The 16,138-nt window shown below is 54.8% G+C and carries 17 protein-coding genes (1 of these 17 running past the window's edge); 8 read left to right on the top strand and 9 right to left on the bottom strand.

Annotation, left to right across the window (positions count from 1 at the left end):
• Positions 1–265 precede the first annotated feature (265 nt).
• Both MT343_RS13315 and MT343_RS13310 read left to right on the top strand, forming a co-directional pair.
• Complete coding sequence (locus MT343_RS13315) at positions 266–1,006, top strand: response regulator (protein ID WP_145465758.1); 741 nt, start codon at positions 266–268, stop codon at positions 1,004–1,006.
• A gap of 59 nt (positions 1,007–1,065) precedes the next feature.
• Entirely contained in the window at positions 1,066–2,583 is a 1,518-nt protein-coding gene (locus MT343_RS13310; RefSeq protein ID WP_145465757.1) for an ATP-binding protein, read from the top strand.
• A gap of 205 nt (positions 2,584–2,788) precedes the next feature.
• On the opposite strand, the gene MT343_RS13305 is transcribed toward MT343_RS13310, so the two are convergent.
• Positions 2,789–3,706: a LysR family transcriptional regulator gene (locus MT343_RS13305; protein WP_145465756.1), complete on the bottom strand. Its 918-nt coding sequence runs from the start codon at positions 3,704–3,706 to the stop codon at positions 2,789–2,791.
• Between the two features lie 40 nt (positions 3,707–3,746).
• Entirely contained in the window at positions 3,747–5,297 is a 1,551-nt protein-coding gene (locus tag MT343_RS13300) for a methyl-accepting chemotaxis protein (protein WP_145465755.1), read from the bottom strand.
• 144 nt (positions 5,298–5,441) lie between these two features.
• Here MT343_RS13300 and glpK point away from each other — a divergent pair, with 144 nt between their 5' ends.
• Complete coding sequence (glpK, locus tag MT343_RS13295) at positions 5,442–6,929, top strand: glycerol kinase GlpK (protein WP_145465754.1); 1,488 nt, start codon at positions 5,442–5,444, stop codon at positions 6,927–6,929.
• 135 nt (positions 6,930–7,064) lie between these two features.
• Positions 7,065–8,159 carry a GGDEF domain-containing protein gene (locus MT343_RS13290; protein WP_186435725.1) on the top strand — a complete coding sequence of 365 codons (1,095 nt, stop codon included), beginning with the start codon at positions 7,065–7,067 and terminating at the stop codon, positions 8,157–8,159.
• 110 nt (positions 8,160–8,269) lie between these two features.
• Here MT343_RS13290 and argF read toward each other — a convergent pair whose 3' ends face one another.
• Positions 8,270–9,175, bottom strand: coding sequence for an ornithine carbamoyltransferase (argF, locus tag MT343_RS13285; protein ID WP_145465752.1), 906 nt, complete (start codon positions 9,173–9,175; stop codon positions 8,270–8,272).
• A 19-nt stretch (positions 9,176–9,194) separates the two neighbouring features.
• On the bottom strand, positions 9,195–10,361 hold the full coding sequence (locus MT343_RS13280) for an aspartate aminotransferase family protein (protein ID WP_145465751.1): 1,167 nt from the start codon (positions 10,359–10,361) through the stop codon (positions 9,195–9,197).
• Between the two features lie 205 nt (positions 10,362–10,566).
• Here MT343_RS13280 and MT343_RS13275 point away from each other — a divergent pair, with 205 nt between their 5' ends.
• On the top strand, positions 10,567–11,244 hold the full coding sequence (locus tag MT343_RS13275) for a transglutaminase-like domain-containing protein (protein WP_243989403.1): 678 nt from the start codon (positions 10,567–10,569) through the stop codon (positions 11,242–11,244).
• 92 nt (positions 11,245–11,336) lie between these two features.
• Complete coding sequence (locus MT343_RS13270; protein WP_145465750.1) at positions 11,337–11,591, top strand: hypothetical protein; 255 nt, start codon at positions 11,337–11,339, stop codon at positions 11,589–11,591.
• Positions 11,592–11,598: 7 nt separating this feature from the next.
• Here the strand turns inward: MT343_RS13270 and rimK are convergent, their stop codons facing one another.
• From rimK to maoP, 3 genes are read right to left on the bottom strand one after another with little or no spacing between them, the layout of a single operon-like run.
• Positions 11,599–12,504, bottom strand: a complete 906-nt coding sequence (gene rimK, locus MT343_RS13265) for a 30S ribosomal protein S6--L-glutamate ligase (RefSeq protein ID WP_145465749.1) — start codon at positions 12,502–12,504, stop codon at positions 11,599–11,601.
• Positions 12,501–12,929, bottom strand: a complete 429-nt coding sequence (locus tag MT343_RS13260; RefSeq protein WP_145465748.1) for an ATP-dependent zinc protease family protein — start codon at positions 12,927–12,929, stop codon at positions 12,501–12,503. Before MT343_RS13260 ends, rimK begins: the two co-directional genes overlap by 4 nt.
• The gene (gene maoP, locus MT343_RS13255) at positions 12,922–13,269 is read right to left on the bottom strand and encodes a DUF413 domain-containing protein (RefSeq protein WP_145465747.1); all 348 of its coding nucleotides are present in this window, start codon (positions 13,267–13,269) and stop codon (positions 12,922–12,924) included. Before maoP ends, MT343_RS13260 begins: the two co-directional genes overlap by 8 nt.
• Before the next feature lie 107 nt (positions 13,270–13,376).
• On the opposite strand from maoP, the gene hdfR reads away from it, so the two are divergent.
• Complete coding sequence (hdfR, locus tag MT343_RS13250) at positions 13,377–14,264, top strand: HTH-type transcriptional regulator HdfR (protein ID WP_145466726.1); 888 nt, start codon at positions 13,377–13,379, stop codon at positions 14,262–14,264.
• 23 nt (positions 14,265–14,287) lie between these two features.
• A complete protein-coding gene (locus MT343_RS13245) occupies positions 14,288–15,238 on the top strand; it encodes an alcohol dehydrogenase catalytic domain-containing protein (RefSeq protein ID WP_243989402.1) in 951 nt (316 codons plus the stop codon).
• Positions 15,239–15,276: 38 nt separating this feature from the next.
• Here MT343_RS13245 and queE read toward each other — a convergent pair whose 3' ends face one another.
• Entirely contained in the window at positions 15,277–15,963 is a 687-nt protein-coding gene (queE, locus tag MT343_RS13240; protein WP_145465745.1) for a 7-carboxy-7-deazaguanine synthase, read from the bottom strand.
• A protein-coding gene (queC, locus tag MT343_RS13235; protein WP_255449001.1) for a 7-cyano-7-deazaguanine synthase QueC crosses the window boundary here: on the bottom strand, positions 15,963–16,138 show its 3' end. The gene runs 511 nt beyond the window's last position; the window shows 176 of its 687 coding nt (coding positions 512–687); its start codon lies beyond the right edge, outside the window — the gene reads right to left on this strand; its stop codon occupies positions 15,963–15,965. Before queC ends, queE begins: the two co-directional genes overlap by 1 nt.

Genomic DNA, 16,138 nt, shown 5'->3' with positions numbered 1-16,138 from the left:
TAAGTCGATCCACAAGATAATGCGGTATACCTATGAATTCAACCCCAAGATATAGTGGGTTATCGGTTTTGCCATGTGGATAACTTGTGTGTAGTTGGTGGACAGGATGTGGCTGTTTTTTCTAAGTCGTTATGCCCTCTGATTTTTACCAAATAATGAATAGATTGGTTACTATGCAACAAAGCGTAACTCGGTCTAGAGTTAATATCAGATGCCTGTGGCAATGTTCCGGGGTACGAACCTGTTTAAGGAATGGTAAGGAACCATGTTGAAGCAAGAAAATGGTCAAAGCCTTGAAGAAAACTGGCGCATTCTCATCGTTGAAGATGACGAACGCCTGGCGACTCTTACCAAGGATTATCTGGAAAGTAACGGTCTGAAAGTCGCGGTTGAAGGTGACGGCAGCCGTGCAATTGAACGTATTAAAACGGAGCAGCCTGACCTTGTTGTCCTGGATCTGATGTTGCCGGGTGAAGATGGCCTGGCGGTATGCCGTATTGTCCGTCCTTACTACAAAGGCCCGATTCTGATGCTGACCGCCCGTACCGAAGATCTCGATCAGGTACTGGGGCTGGAAATGGGGGCAGATGATTATGTTGCCAAACCGGTTCGTCCGCGTGTCTTACTGGCCCGTATCCGCGCCTTATTGCGCCGGGTTAAAGAAGTACCGGAAGAGCAGGTTGTTGAAGGCGGTTCTGATAACCGTCTGACCTTTGGCAATCTGGTTGTCGATAACGCCATGCGTGAAGCCTGGCTCGAAGGCAAGAGCATTGATCTGACCAGTGCCGAATTTGATCTGCTGTGGTTATTGAGCAGCAGCGCCGGACGTGTACTGACCCGGGAAGAAATTTTCCATCAGTTGCGGGGTATTGAATATGACGGCCAGGATCGTTCTATTGACGTAAGGGTGTCACGTATCCGTCCTAAGGTGGGCGATGATCCGATGAATCCCAAGCGTATCAAAACCGTACGCAGTAAAGGCTACCTGTTCGTTAAAGAAATCTGACGTCAGGAGACATCGTCATTTTTATCCGGGTTTATTCAGGGCTGCTGGGCGCTTTGCTGATGGTGGGAATCATCTGCACGGTCGCTTTGCAGCTCGTTAACTTTGTGCGCAGCGCGCAGTTCAATGAAGACATGGTGGGCGGCAGTGTTGCGCTGCTTGCCCAGCGGCTGCGTCAGGATCCTGGTGCTTTATCTGAGTTATCCGCACGTTTTGATGCTGATATCCGGATATTGCCATTGGCTGAAGGCCCGGTGGACGAATATCAGCAGAACCGTCTGGCTCGCGGGCAGTTGCTGGTCGATACCACCAATGAAGGACGCACCGCGCGTCTGTTGTATCAGATGTCTGAGTCTGAATTACTCGATGTGCAGCTCAGTACGGTGACAGAGGTTCAGGCGCAGGCCTCGGCCTATCTGTTACTCGAAGACTGGCAGCGTTCCGGAGAGAGCATCGAAGTCTTTATCAAACGCATGCAGCCGCGCTTTGGTTTTCCGTTGTCGGTGGTGGATATCGACAAACTCTTCCTGTCAGATTCCGATTTTGCCCGGATGCAGTACGGCGATGTATTGGTGAGAATTTCCATTGAAGGTCAGCAGGCTGAAGCGCTGGCGAAGCTGCCAGGTCAGCCACGGGCGTTGCGGCTCGGGCCTATTGATGCGTTCAACCCCTACTCCTGGCAGGCTATCTTCGTCATTACAGCCATCGGCATCATGTTGCTGGGTCTTGGGGTTTACTGGGTTGTGAACTCATTTGAGATCCGCTTGCGTAAGCTGGAACAGGCCACCAGTCGCCTGGCGCAGGGACATCTGAGTGCGCGGGTAGCGATTTCCGGTACCGACCCGGTCAGTCGCCTCGGTCAGGCGTTTAACAAAATGGCAGAGCACATCCAGCGCCTGATTTCTATTCAGCGCGAGATGGTGCGTGCCGTGTCCCACGAATTACGTACTCCGGTAGCCCGTATCCGTTTTGGCTTACAGATTATTGAAGACAGCGTCGACGATGCTTACGTCAGTAAGCAGCTGACTGGCATGGATTCGGATATTCAGGAGCTGGATGAGCTTATTGATGAGATCCTGACGTACGCGCGTCTGGAGGAAGGTGGGCCGCTGCTCGACTTCCAGAAGGTTAATGTGGCCGATGTGGCGGTGCAGGTGGTTGAAGAAGCGCGTCCACCGGCCCATGTCAGCGTCAGCTATGCCGGCGCTTCGCCGGAGAATGCCCACTATGCCGAGGTGGAGCCGCGCTATATTCATCGTGCCATTCAGAATCTGGTGGGTAATGCCGGGCGCTACGCCAGTTCCCGTGTCCGGGTCAGTTGTACCATTGGAACGGATACCTGCCGGGTTGATGTGGAAGATGATGGTCCTGGTATTCCGGAAGAGGATTGGGATCGCGTATTCACAGCCTTTGCCCGCCTGGATGACAGCCGTACCCGCAGCTCCGGTGGCTATGGTCTGGGATTATCAATTGTTCGCCGTATTGCGTATTGGCATGGTGGGCGGGCAATGGTCAGCCGCAGCGAGGCGCTTGGCGGTGCAAAATTCAGTCTGATCTGGCCGCGCCGTCATCACGAATAACGTGATGGCCTTATATCAAAAGTGTATACAAAGCGTTACACAAAGACACTTTTACACTACAGACTGAAAAGCATGGCAGGATCATTATATGTCCCGCGTATCCCTAGGAGACGTGGTGAGAATGTAGCGAAATTATTCGCTTTTTTGGGCTCTTTCAGAGCCCTTTTTTTTGCCTGAAATCCGGGGAAATGGCCGCGACAGGCCTTTAGCTGACCGGAAGAATTCCCGGTAAGTGGCGGAAACAGGTCTCCAGCGCTTGCTGAAAGAAATCCTGAATATAGGCACTGTCCTGCTGATCTTTACGCACAGCCGCATACAGTGTTGGCCATACCCCTTCTTTGCCCAAAGGCCGGGCAGCAACCAGATTGGCATCAATATAGGGCTGCAGTGCCCAGTTTGGCAGGCAGGCGACGCCCCGTCCGCTGGCAACCAGCTGCACCATCATCAGCGTTAACTCGGTTTGGCGGGTCGCCCGTGGCTCAATGCCGCTGGGTGACAGAAAGTGTTCAAATATATCCAGCCGGTTGCGGTCGACCGGATAGTGAATCAGGGTTTCGCTGCTGAGGTCGGCAGGCTGTATGCAGTCCTGCTGAGCCAGCGGATGTTGGTTAGCGACCGCGAGAACAGACTGATAGCGGAATAGTGGTTGATAATAAATTTCGTTATGCGGTCCCGGATCGGACGTTACCACCAGATCTACGTCCCCGCGGATTAAGGCGGGGATGGGCTCGAAGTGAAAACTGGTGCTGAGGTCAATCTCAACCTCAGGCCAGTGATCACGGAAGCTGTTGATGGCTGGCATCAGCCAGTCAAAGCAGCTGTGGCACTCGATCACCATATGCAGGCGGCCACTATGCCCACCGGCCATTTTCTGCAGATTACGTTCAGACTGACGCAGTAACGGCAGCACATCATCTGCCAGCTGTAACAACTCCAGCCCGGCGCGGGTAAAGCGCAAAGGTTTGGTTTTACGCAGAAACAACGATACGCCCAGGCGCTCTTCCAGATCTTTTAACTGATGGGAGAGCGCAGACTGGGTCAGGTGCATGCGTCTGGCGGCTTCCACCAGAGTGCCGCCATCACGCAGGGCGGCGAGGGTGCGCAGATGTTTGATATCGAGCATGAATGAAATTCATAGACATTGAGTTCTGAATGTTAGCTTTTCATAGGCTTTGTTGAAAGCGCTGAATGATGCGATTCTGCTCATCCATCAATTGTGCCAGTTGCTCGCACTCGCTGTTCATACTGCCGGCCAGCTGCTCGGCTTCCTGAGCCAGACTCTCCAGTTGTGTCAGATGATCACGGATCTGATCGGCCGCCAGGTTCTGCTCGGAAGCTGAGCGTGAATTAGCATTGGTCATAGCCTGAATTTCACTGAGCTCATGGCGGATGGTGGAGAAGACGCCATTCACCTGACGGGCCCGCTCCAGAGTCTGCTCGGTCGAATGCTGCCCCTTGTTCATAGCCTCCACAGCCTGACCGCTGTGCTCATTCAGGCCGGTTACGATCAGCTGAATTTCGGCAGCGGATTCCTGAGTGCGTTGTGCCAGATTGCGTACTTCATCAGCGACTACTGCAAACCCACGCCCTTGTTCCCCGGCGCGTGCGGCCTCGATGGCGGCGTTCAGGGCAAGCAAATTGGTCTGCTCGGCAATATCGCTGATAGCCTGCAGAAAGCGGTCAACGCCCTGAGTTTCGCTTGCCAGCCGGCTGATGGCTTCGGCCGTACCTTTCAGTTCAACCTGCAGGGCTTCGGTCTGAGTCATCATTACTTTGATGTCATTCTCACCGGAAGTGGCATTACCAACGGCCTGCTGACTGGCCTGTTGTGACTGCTGATTGTTTTCATTGAGCTGTAATGCGGTATGCTGAATGTCGGTACTGACCTGTTCGACCTGTTGGGTATAGCTGTGCTGACGGCGGACGCGCTCCAGTGTGTTCTGTGACAGATTAAGGGTATTGCTGGTGGCGCTGACCAGTGAGCTGGTATTGTCGGCAATGCGCACCAATACGGTCTGCAGGCGGCGGCGCATGGCATGCTGGGCAAACGCGAGCTGGCCATGAGCATCGTCACGGCCGGTGTAAATCCAGGCCATCAGACGGTTGTTGATAACATCCTGACCATAGCGGGTGAAGGCTTCTTCCTGTTGATACTGACGGAACAGGCTGAAGGCGGCGCTCAGGCCAACGATACCCTGCAGTATCAGATTATCAGACCAGTACAACGCAGCACCTGCGGCAATCAGCCAGGGCAGTGCCTGAGGCAGCATGGCCCGCAGAGCTCCCCAGCGTTGCAGCGGATTCTTACCACTGTTCAGCAGTTTATAGGCTTTTTCAGCACGACTGATCTGCTCGCGGCTGGGAGCAATGCGCACGGATTCATAGCCGACAATCTGATCGCCTTCGTACAGAGGTGTGACGTAAGCATCGACCCAGTAGTGATCACCGTTTTTGGTGCGGTTTTTAACGAGGCCCATCCAGTGTTGTCCGGCTTTTACGGTATTCCACAAATCGGCAAACGCGGCGGTGGGCATATCAGGATGGCGGACCAGATTGTGCGGACTGCCGTTCAGTTCTTCTTTGGTGAAACCACTGATGCGGATGAAGTGGTCATTACAGTGTGTGATAACCCCTTTGAGATTTGTGGACGACACCAGATGGTTATCGGCGGACAAAGTTACTTCACGTTGGGTTACCGGTTGGTTATTACGCATTTTGTTATCAAGGCTGTTATGTTAATTGGATAACTATAGTTCAGTCAGCGTATTCTGCCGGATTTCGCTACATTTCCATTCGGGCCTTGGTCATCTTCGTTTCAGTCAGTAAACTGCCGCAAAAAATAATGAGGATAACATTCTATGCCACGCTGTTTGCTGAGCTTCGATCAGGGAACCACCAGTAGCCGCGCCATTCTGTTTTCTACCGAAGGTCATATTCTGGCCACTGGTCAGCGCGAGTTTACTCAACATTTTCCACAGCCGGGTTGGGTCGAGCATGACCCGGAAGAAATCTGGGAAACCACCCTTGTCAGTACCCGGGAGGCACTGGCGGCTTCCGGCTGCGGGCTGAGTGATATTGTCGCGGCTGGCATTACCAATCAGCGCGAGACAACCATTGTCTGGGAACGCGCCAGCGGTAAGCCGGTATATAACGCTATTGTCTGGCAGGACCGCCGGACGTCGGCACTGTGTCAGCAGCTGAAAGAAGATGCGGCGCTTGAGCCGCGTATCGCCGAGAAAACCGGCCTGCTGCTGGACCCATATTTTTCTGCCACCAAGCTGGCCTGGATTCTGGATAACGTCGATGGTGCGCGTGAGCGGGCAGAGCGCGGCGAATTGGCGTTTGGTACGGTCGATACCTTTCTGCTCTGGCGTCTGACCGGCGGCAAAGTACACGCGACCGACGCCAGTAATGCCTCGCGCACCTTACTGTTTAATATTCATACCCAGCAATGGGACGAGGAACTGTTGCAGCTGTTCCGCATTCCGGCCGCACTGCTGCCTGAGGTTAAAGACAGCGCTGCCGATTATGGCCGTATTGATGCCAGTCTGTTTGGTGCTGAGATTGCCATTGGTGGTGTTGCCGGTGATCAGCAGGCGGCGCTGGTGGGTCAGGCCTGCTTCCGTCCGGGAATGGCCAAGAGCACCTACGGCACCGGTTGTTTTATGGTGATGAATACCGGCCGCGAGGCGCTGAAGTCCACCCACCGTCTGTTGACCACCGTGGCCTACCGTATTAATGGCGAAACCACCTATGCACTGGAAGGTTCCATTTTTATGGCGGGTGCCACGATTCAGTGGATTCGCGACGGCCTGAACCTGATTTCCAGCGCCTGTGAGACGCAGTCACTGGCGGAAGCGACAGGTTACGAAAACCCGGTGTATATGGTGCCGGCCTTTACCGGTCTTGGCGCCCCGTACTGGGACCCGCAGGCGCGTGGCGCCATTATGGGGCTGACACGTGATACCGGTATTAAAGAAATCGTAACGGCAGGCTTGCAGGCCGTGTGTTATCAGACCCGTGATCTGCTCGAAGCTATGGCACTGGATGGCGTTGAGCCGGCGCAGCTGCGGGTTGATGGCGGCATGGTGGTGAATGGCTGGTTGGTGCAGTTTCTGGCCGATGTTCTGGGTATTCCTATCGCCTGCCCGAAAGTCACGGAAACCACAGCATTGGGCGCTGCGTTTCTGGCGGGTTTGCAGGCCGGGGTTTATCAGAACCTGGATGATGTGGAAGCGTTTTGGGTACACGATCGTGCTTATGAACCCAAGCTGGAAGAAAGTCAGCGTCAGCATTTATACGATGGCTGGCTGAATGCGGTTCAGCGGGTACGCTGCGGCGCCTGAGCTGTAGCCGGGTAACAGAACTGGCGGATGTCAGTTACGCCAGTTTCTGTTACGAAGATTACGCGAATTGACATAGCCGGCGAAAAAATAGTCTCTATAATCGTGCGCTTTGTTCTCAGTGCACGGGATGCCGCCATGAGACAGCAACAACGTGACATTCTTCGCCGTCATGGGCTGGCCAGCAGTGGAGCGCTGCTGTTTACGCTGCTTTTTATGGCGGGCTTTCAACTGCGGGGCGACCCCGCGGATGCGGCTGTTCTGTATTCTGCCATTGCGGTTTATTGGTTTGGACAGGCATTACTGTTGTATTGGGTTGGTTCGGGCCGCACCCTGAATTATCAGGACCCCGGCCTGACCGCTTTCTTTATGGTCTGGGCCATTTCTTTTGTCTCCATCATTCTTTATCTGTGCAGTGATAACCGCAACGTGGTGATGCTGGGCTATCTGGCGGTGATGCCGTATGGGGTGTTCCGCCTGACCTGGCGCGGTTTTCTCGGTGTTGCGCTGTTTACCATGGCGTCTTACACCCTGGTGATGCTGGTGCTGCATCACCAGAATGCCGGTCAGTGGCAAGCCAGCCAGGAGGCTTTGTTGGGGGCTGCATTCTTTATCAGCCTGCTGGCATACAGTTTTCTTGGGCGTGAAGTGGCTTTGCTGCGTGAAGCCTACCGCCAGAAGAACCGCGAGTTGCGCCGTGCGATGGTGCGTATAGAAGAGCTGGCCATTACCGATGAACTGACCGGCTTATACAACCGCCGTTATCTGTTGCGTACGCTGGAAAAACAACGGGCTCTGGCAAATCGTGAAGGGCTGCCCTTTGTGCTGGCCTTTGTCGATATTGACCACTTTAAACAGATTAACGATCAGCATGGTCACCGTATCGGTGATCAGGTACTGGTGGAACTGGCGCAATTGCTGCGGCTGTCGGTACGGGAAGTCGATCTTGCCGCACGTTATGGTGGTGAAGAGTTTGTGCTGCTGCTCAGTGGCCTGACGCTGGCTACTGCTGAGAATGCGCTGAACCGTATCCGCATCGCCGTGATGGAAGAAAATTTCTCCGAGTCTTCTCTGCCGCTGACGGTATCCATCGGTGTGACGCAATATCATGCCGGTGAGGAGGGCGATGAGCTGCTCAACCGTGCTGACCGTTTGCTGTATGAAGCAAAGCGCGCCGGACGCAACCGCGTACGCACCGAAACGCTGGAGCAAACCTCAGCTCAGTCTTCCTGAGCAAAAAAAAGCCCCGTCGAACCTGAAGGTTACGGGGCTTTTGAGGCGCTGTTTCTGATGCGCTGTTCAGGCCTACAAGTTCAGGCTTACAAGAGTGAGCCTGTTATCTTTCAGTCTTCCTGACAGAGCAGGAATTCGAGCAGGGCCTTCTGTGCATGCAGACGGTTTTCTGCTTCGTCCCACACCACCGAACGCGGGTCATCCAGTAAGTCTTCACTTACCTCTTCGCCACGATGCGCCGGCAGGCAGTGCATAAAGAGCACGTCTTTGTTGGCCAGATCCAGCAGCTCGCGTGAGACCTGATAATCGCGGAATTTACGCAGGCGCTGTTCCTGTTCATCTTCCTGACCCATAGACGCCCAGACGTCCGTTGCCACCAGATCGGCACCGCGTACCGCTTCTTTCGGATCACGCATCAGCGTTACACGGTCAGCGGCTTCATCAACCAGGAACTGTGACGGTTCAAAGCCTTCCGGCGTGGCAATGTTCAGTTTGAAATCAAACTGCTGCGCCGCGTTGATGTACGACTGGCACATATTGTTGCCATCGCCGATCCAGGCCACGGTTTTGCCCTGAATGGAGCCACGGTGCTCGACGTAGGTCTGGATATCGGCCAGCAGCTGACAGGGATGAAAGTCATCCGTCAGGGCATTGATTACCGGTACCTCGGAGAACGCCGCAAAGCGTTCGACGGTTTCGTGTTCGAAGGTACGGATCATGACGACATCGACCATGCGTGACAGCACACGGGCGCTGTCTTCAACCGGCTCACCACGGCCCAGCTGGGTATCGCGCGGCGACAGGAAGATGGCATGGCCACCCAGTTGTGCCATACCGGCCTCAAAGGAAACACGGGTGCGGGTGGAGGATTTTTCAAAAATCATCCCCAGTACACGGTTGCGCAGAGGCTCGTAGATTTCTCCGCGTTTGTGCATCTGCTTCAGCTCGATGGCGCGCTGGATAAGCCAGTTCAGCTCTTCCGGAGAATGGTCTAACAGGGTTAAAAAATGTCTCACGTTAGTTCCTTATTCAAACTCAACCGAGCGCCTCAATCAGGGCGGACACGGTTTCGATGATCTGGTCAGCTTCGCTCTGTGACAGATTCAGCGGTGGCAGCAGACGCACCACATTGCCGGAGGTCACATTCAGCAGCAGACCCTGTTCCAGAGCGGTGGCCATCAGTGACGGGCAGTCCTGGTTCAGCACCAGACCGATCATCAGGCCGTGGCCACGGATTTCGAGCAGACGCTCGCTGTTGTTCAGGCGCGCACGGAAACCGTCACGCAGGTAATCGCCCATAGTGCGGGCGTGATCACACAGATTCTCTTGTTCAATGGTCTCAACGACCGCCAGTGCTGCCGCACAGGCCAGCGGGTTACCGCCATAGGTTGAGCCATGATTGCCTGGCTGCAGTACCTGAGCCGCTTTGCCCTGAGCCAGACAGGCACCAATAGGCACGCCGTTACCCAGACCTTTGGCGGTGGTTACGACATCCGGGCGGAAACCAAAGTGCTGGTAGCAGAAATAGGTGCCGGTCCGGCCGTTACCGGTTTGTACTTCGTCGAGCATCATCAGCAGCTGGTGGTCATTACACAGGGCACGTACGCCGGTCAGATAGTCGGCGCTGGCAGTCGCCAGACCGCCTTCGCCCTGTACCGGTTCCAGCATTACCGCAACGACATTCGGGTTGGCTTTGACGACGGCTTTAATGGCATCCAGATCCTGATAAGGCACACGGATAAAACCATTGAGCAGCGGGCCAAAACCTTCCTGTACCTTGGTGTTACCGGTAGCGGTCAGGGTGGCCATGGTACGGCCGTGGAAGGCCTTGGTCATAACAATGATGACGGGCTCATGGATGCCGCGGTCGTGACCGTATTTACGTGCAATTTTAATCGCCGCTTCGTTGGCTTCGGCACCGGAGTTGGAGAAAAACACGTTTTCCATACCGGAGACACGTACCAGCGCTTCAGCCAGCGCCTGCTGCTTGCTGATGCCATACAGGTTTGAGGTGTGAATCAGCTTGTCAGCCTGCTCACGGATAGCCGCCGTGACCGCCGGGTGGGCATGGCCCAGACCGCATACGGCAATACCACTGAGCGCATCCAGATAGCGTCGGCCCTGAGTATCAATAACCCAGCTGCCTTGTCCACTTTCAAACGTCACGGGTAACCGCCCGTAGGTATTCATGATGGCTTGCATATCACTCAAATCCTCTGAAACGCAAAAAGGCAGCCTTGGCTGCCCCGGAAGGGTCAGCATCATACGAAAGGGCCGTAACTTTGTAAATGTTGCCCGATTGACAGGCTAATCCCCATTCCGGCTGAGCATTTTGGCCAATCGCCTGCGGCGTTGTGATCATTGTCAGTGCCGGGGGAGCTGAGTAGGGTGAAGGCTTCTCTTTTTAATGAAAGGTCGCCGTATGGAGCAGTATCTGCAAAGCACCCGCTATTTTGACGCAGCCAATCCGCAGGTTGTGGCACAGGCGCGCGCGCTGGCTGGTGATGCATCTGATCCGCTGGAGATTGCCCGCCGCCTGTATCTTGGGGTGCGCGATGGTGTGCGCTACAACCCTTATACCTTCAGTGATGATCCGCAGAGTTTCAGCGGCAGTCATTGTCTGGCTGCGGGTCAGTCATACTGTATTCCCAAGGCGGTATTGCTCGGCACTATGGCGCGGGCGCTGGGTATTCCTTCCCGGCTGGGATTAGCGGATGTGCGCAATCACCTGTCCTCCCCACAATTGCTGGCTTTTCTGCGTTCCGATGTGTTTGTGATGCATGGCTATATCGAGCTGTGGCTGAATGAGCGCTGGGTAAAAGCGACACCGGCCTTCAATAAAGCATTGTGTGAGCGAATGGGCGTGGGTGTGCTGGAGTTCGATGGCGAGCAGGATTCGGTGTTTCAGCCGTTTGATGAACAGGGCCGGGCGCATATGGAATATCTGAACGATCATGGCACCTTTGCTGATGTACCGGTTGATTTTATTGTCGCTCAGGTTGCAGCGGCTTATCCGCATCTGGTGAAAACCGCCGATTTTGCCGAGCGCTCACTGGAAGGAGATATTGCAGCTCCGCTGAGCTGAATCGGTCAGAACCCCTGATCGTCGCCACAAAAATCCTTTGCTGGCTGACGGCCACCGCACTTCGCAGAATGTGACTATTTACGGAGGCTGGTATGCAGAAACTGAACAAGGGGAGAAGCTGGTTGTACATAACAGCCGTGCTTTGGGGACTGAGTGGCACTCTATGTGTTGCTGAAGAACCGGCAGAGGACCCTGATGAGCCGGTAGCGGCAACTGTGGATGACGGTGATGAAGCCTATCGCCGTGAGATTCAGCAGGAATGTGAATCCCAGGCGACGTCAATGGAGCTGGAAGGGTCCGACCGGGCCGATTACGTACGTTTATGTCTGCAGCAATACGGCCTGTAAACCGTGGTCAGCCGCGTCCGCGGGTACGGGTGCGGTTAGCGCGGGCATTTTTCTCAATAAAGATCATGATTTTGGCGGCCACGTCGATACCGGTTGCTTCTTCAATGCCCTGAATGCCGGGAGATGAGTTCACTTCCATCACCACCGGGCCGTGGTTGGAGCGCAGAATATCCACACCGGCAACGTTCAGGCCCATGGTGCGTGCGGCGCGCACCGCGGTGGCACGTTCTTCCGGGGTAATACGGATTAAAGAAGCGCTGCCGCCACGGTGCAGGTTAGAGCGGAATTCGCCTTCCTGCGCCTGACGTTTCATGGCGGCCACGACTTTATCGCCCACCACAAAACAGCGGATATCAGCACCGCCGGCTTCTTTAATGTATTCCTGCACCATTATGTTGGCTTTTAACCCCATAAAAGCCTCAATCACGCTTTCGGCGGCTTTGCGTGTTTCCGCCAGTACCACGCCGATGCCCTGAGTGCCTTCCAGCAGTTTGATCACCAGTGGGGCGCCACCGACCATACGGATCAGGTCGGGAATATCATCCGGGCTGTGGGCAAAACCGGTAACCGGCAGACCAATGCCTTTACGCGCCATTAACTGCATAGAGCGCAGCTTGTCGCGTGAGCGGCTGATGGCGACGGATTCGTTCAGCGGATAGACGCCCATCATCTCAAACTGGCGCAGTACTGCAGTGCCGTAAAAGGTAATGGAAGCACCGATACGCGGGATAACAGCATCAAAATCATCCAGCTCGTGGCCCTGATAATGAATGCTGGAATCCAGACTGTTGATATTCATATAGCAGTGCAGGGTATCCAGAACACTGACTTCATGTCCGCGCGCTTCGCCGGCTTCCACCAGACGACGGGTGGAGTAGAGGTTGGCGTCACGCGACAGAATAGCAATCTTCATAGGGAATCTGTTCCTGGATACTGGCGTTCGACATCGACCAGAAAACGCCCGCTGATGGCCCGGCGGCCAATCAGCATGGGGTATTTCATGCTGCCGCGGTGGCTGAGGCTGAGTTCGATGGTCCAGGTTTTCCCGGCAGCAAAAAGCTGAGTTTTAATAATGTAGCGATGGCTGCGCTGGCCATTGGAGCTGGCGATCACACGACGGTCGACCACCTCGGCTTCACAGATTTGATCCAGGGTTGCGGTGTCGTTATCAAACAACACATGGAAGCGAACCCAGGATTTTCCGTCCCGTTTAAAGGGCTCAATGCGTTCAGCATGCAGGCTGCTGGTGCAGGCCCCGGTATCGACTTTGGCCAGACACTGAATGCCAAAGTCGGGGAGAGAGACTTGTTCTATGTAGCCGAGTACAGGCTTAATCATCGCTGTCTATGCTGTCCGAGCCGGTTTCAGCCACAGCAGCGGAAGAAGCCGTGAAGTAGATCTGCTTACGGCGTAATGCATTGAGGTAAATGGCCCAGGTTTTCTCGACATCAGAGGCTGGCTTCTCGTTACCGTGACAGGTGGCAACAAAGCGCTCTTCTTCGTCATTCTGTGGCGCGCGGCTGCCTTCGTGCAGCGCTTTCATGGCCACACCTTTTGTTTCCAGAATCTGCGCCTGAATACGGGTGAAATCCCCTGAACGCTGGAAACCACGTGGAAAATTGCGGTCGTCAAAGAACTTTTTATCGCAGTCAAAACTCTTCACTTGGCTATTGTCCATTCTGCACCTACTATCCCGATGAGGTAATTTTGGGCGGAGTATGGTCAGCCATGATTCGTCGGTAAAACAAAAAAAACTTATCGTAACGAAAATTTTCTTTGGTCGATATGGACACAGAACTGCTTAAAACTTTTATGGAAGTCTCACGTACGCGGCACTTCGGACGGGCGGCAGAAAACCTGTATCTGACGCAGTCTGCCGTCAGCTTCCGGGTGCGCCAGCTGGAAGGACTTCTGGGGGTGGAACTGTTCTCCCGCCAGCGCAATAACATTCAGCTGACCCCGGCAGGTGAAAAACTCATGCCATTGGCTGAAAGCAGCGTTCTGCTGGAACAGCGTATCCGCCAGGAAGTGGCGATGGCGGATGGCAAAAGCCAGCAGATGTCACTCGGAGCGACCCCGAATCTTTGGGATGCCTTTCTGCAGGAGCAACTGCGCCTGTTTATGAGCAGCTCTCCGGGGATTGCCCTGAACGCCATGGCGCACAGCAGTGGCAATCTGGTGCGGCAGATTATTGAACGCACCCTGGATCTGGCCTTTGTCTTCGATGCTCCCAAAGTGGACGAACTGACCACCATTGAAGTGATGAACATCCCTCTGTATCTGGTTTCCGCTGAACCCTGTGACAGCTGGCAGGATGCATTGGCGCAGGATTATGTGCTGGTGGACTGGGGAACGTCGTTTCAGATTCAGCACGCGCAGGAATTCAAAGGGGCAAAACCACCGGTATTACAAACCAACACCGGACGGATTGCGCTGGATTGTATTCTCAGCAATGGCGGCTCGGCGTATTTGCCCTCGAGTCTGATTCAGCCGTACCTCGACAGCGGGCAAATGCATGTTGTGCCCGATGCGCCGGTCATCAACCGTACGGTTTATGCCAGCTTTCATGCCAGCAGTGGCCGTGAAGAGCTGATTAATAAAGTGATCGAACAGATTGCAACCAATGTCACTGCCGCGGCTGCACTGGCATCGCCACAGGGGGAATCCAGATGAGTATCCGTTGCCAGGCATGGGTTATGACACAGACCGGTGGGCCTGAGGTTATACAGAAAGCTGAGATTGAATTACCTGAACCGGGCATCGGCCAGGTACTGATTCGTGTGGTGGCTGCCGGTTTCAATCCGGTAGATACCAAAATCCGCGCCGGGCTTGCGGCCATTGCGCCACAGTCTGGTGTGCTGGGCTGTGATGTCAGCGGTTATATAGAAGCAACAGGCGAAGGCGTCAGTGCATTTTCTCCGGGCGATGCTGTTTATGGCTGCGCCGGCGGGGTTAAAGGACATCATGGTGCGCTGGCTGAATATATGGTCGCCGATGCCGATTTACTGGCCCCTGCTCCTCATAATCTGCTGCTGGAAGACTGCGCTGGTCTGCCCATTGCTGCTATTACGGCTTACAACGCAGTACAGCGCCTGCAGCTTCAGGCCGGAGAGCGCTTGTTTGTGGTGGGCGCTTCCGGTGCTGTTGGTCTGATGATGACGCAGATTGCGCATCAGTTGGGTGCGCTGGTTGAAGGCTCGGCCGGCAGTCGCGAACGTATCGCTCAGGTTGAAGCCTTTGGTGGCCGTGGCTGGCTGCATTCCCAGTGCAGTGAGCTGGTGGCGCAGGGGGAGAGTTTCGCCAGAGTGCTGGACACCTTTGGTGGGGTGGGTCTACAAACCGCTCTTGAACTGGCAGCACCTTATGCGCAGGTGGCGACGATCAATGCCCGTAATCAGTACGATTTATCCAAGGCACATGCCAAAGCGCTGACCCTGCATGCTGTTTTTATGCTGTTGCCACTGTTGCGGCAGGAAAATATGGCGGTCCATGGGGAGTGCCTGAGAACTCTGACAGCCGGCATTGAAGCCGGTGAGCTTAAAGGTCTGCCTGTGCGGCGTTTTGCTATGTCTGAAGTGGCACAGATTCATGCCCGTTATGAAGCCGGAGAATTACCGTTTAAGGCGGTGATGCTGCCCGACTTCTGAATCAACAGGAGTCAGGCATAAGGAGCATCCGCCGGGGGTCAGTCGATCCCCAGCCATTTGTGCGTCTGCAGGCTCAGCTTCCATTGCGGGTGAGCAAGACAATATTCGACGGCCTTGCGCATATTGCTGGTTGATAAGCCTTCTTTCGCACCTTCATTCTTATCCGTTGCCAGAATCATGGCCTGATAATCGGCCATCGGCTGCAGATAGAAATGCCGCGCATTAAAAGAAGCAAAGCGTTCCGGCATGGCTTTGCTCTGCGGATAGATCAGCTTCAGTTCATCACACGCGGTAATAACAATCCCGGCATCGGCTTTGGGGCTCAGACAAAGCCAGTCGATGCCTGCCGGTGCAGGTAGTGTGCCGTTGGTTTCAACGCCGATTTCGAAGCCCGCATTGTGCAGTGCTTCTATTAAAGGTTCGTCGAGTTGCAGCAAAGGTTCACCGCCGGTGCAGACCACATAGGGAACTCCCTGAGCGGGGTCTGGCCACAGGCTGCTGATCAGGCTGACCAGTTCCGCTGCACTGTAGATTCCGCCATTTTCACCATCGGTGCCGATAAAATCGGTGTCGCAGAAATCGCAGACGGCGGTACTGCGTGAATCTTCGCGGCCATTCCACAGATTGCACTTACTGAAGCGACAAAACACAGAAGGGCGACCGGCTTGCGCGCCTTCGCCCTGCAGTGTGTAAAAAACTTCCTTAACGCGGTAGCGGTCGGCCATCAGCTGTTCTCGTACGCCAGTGGATCGGTGGCATGGTTATGGGCAAAGGCTTCCAGGCGTTCGACGCAGGAGCCGCACTTGCCGCAGGCTTTCTCACGACCGTTGTAGCAGGTCCAGGACTTACCGTAATTCAGGCCCATCTTCAGACCGTCAGCAAGGATCTCTGTTTTGTCGC

It is taken from the genome of Venatorbacter sp. C2-1 (genome assembly GCF_022832715.1).
Lineage (GTDB): Bacteria > Pseudomonadota > Gammaproteobacteria > Pseudomonadales > Oceanobacteraceae > Venatoribacter > Venatoribacter alkanivorans.
Note: the sequence above shows the minus strand (reverse complement) of the source record. Positions and strands in the feature narration are given on the sequence as shown.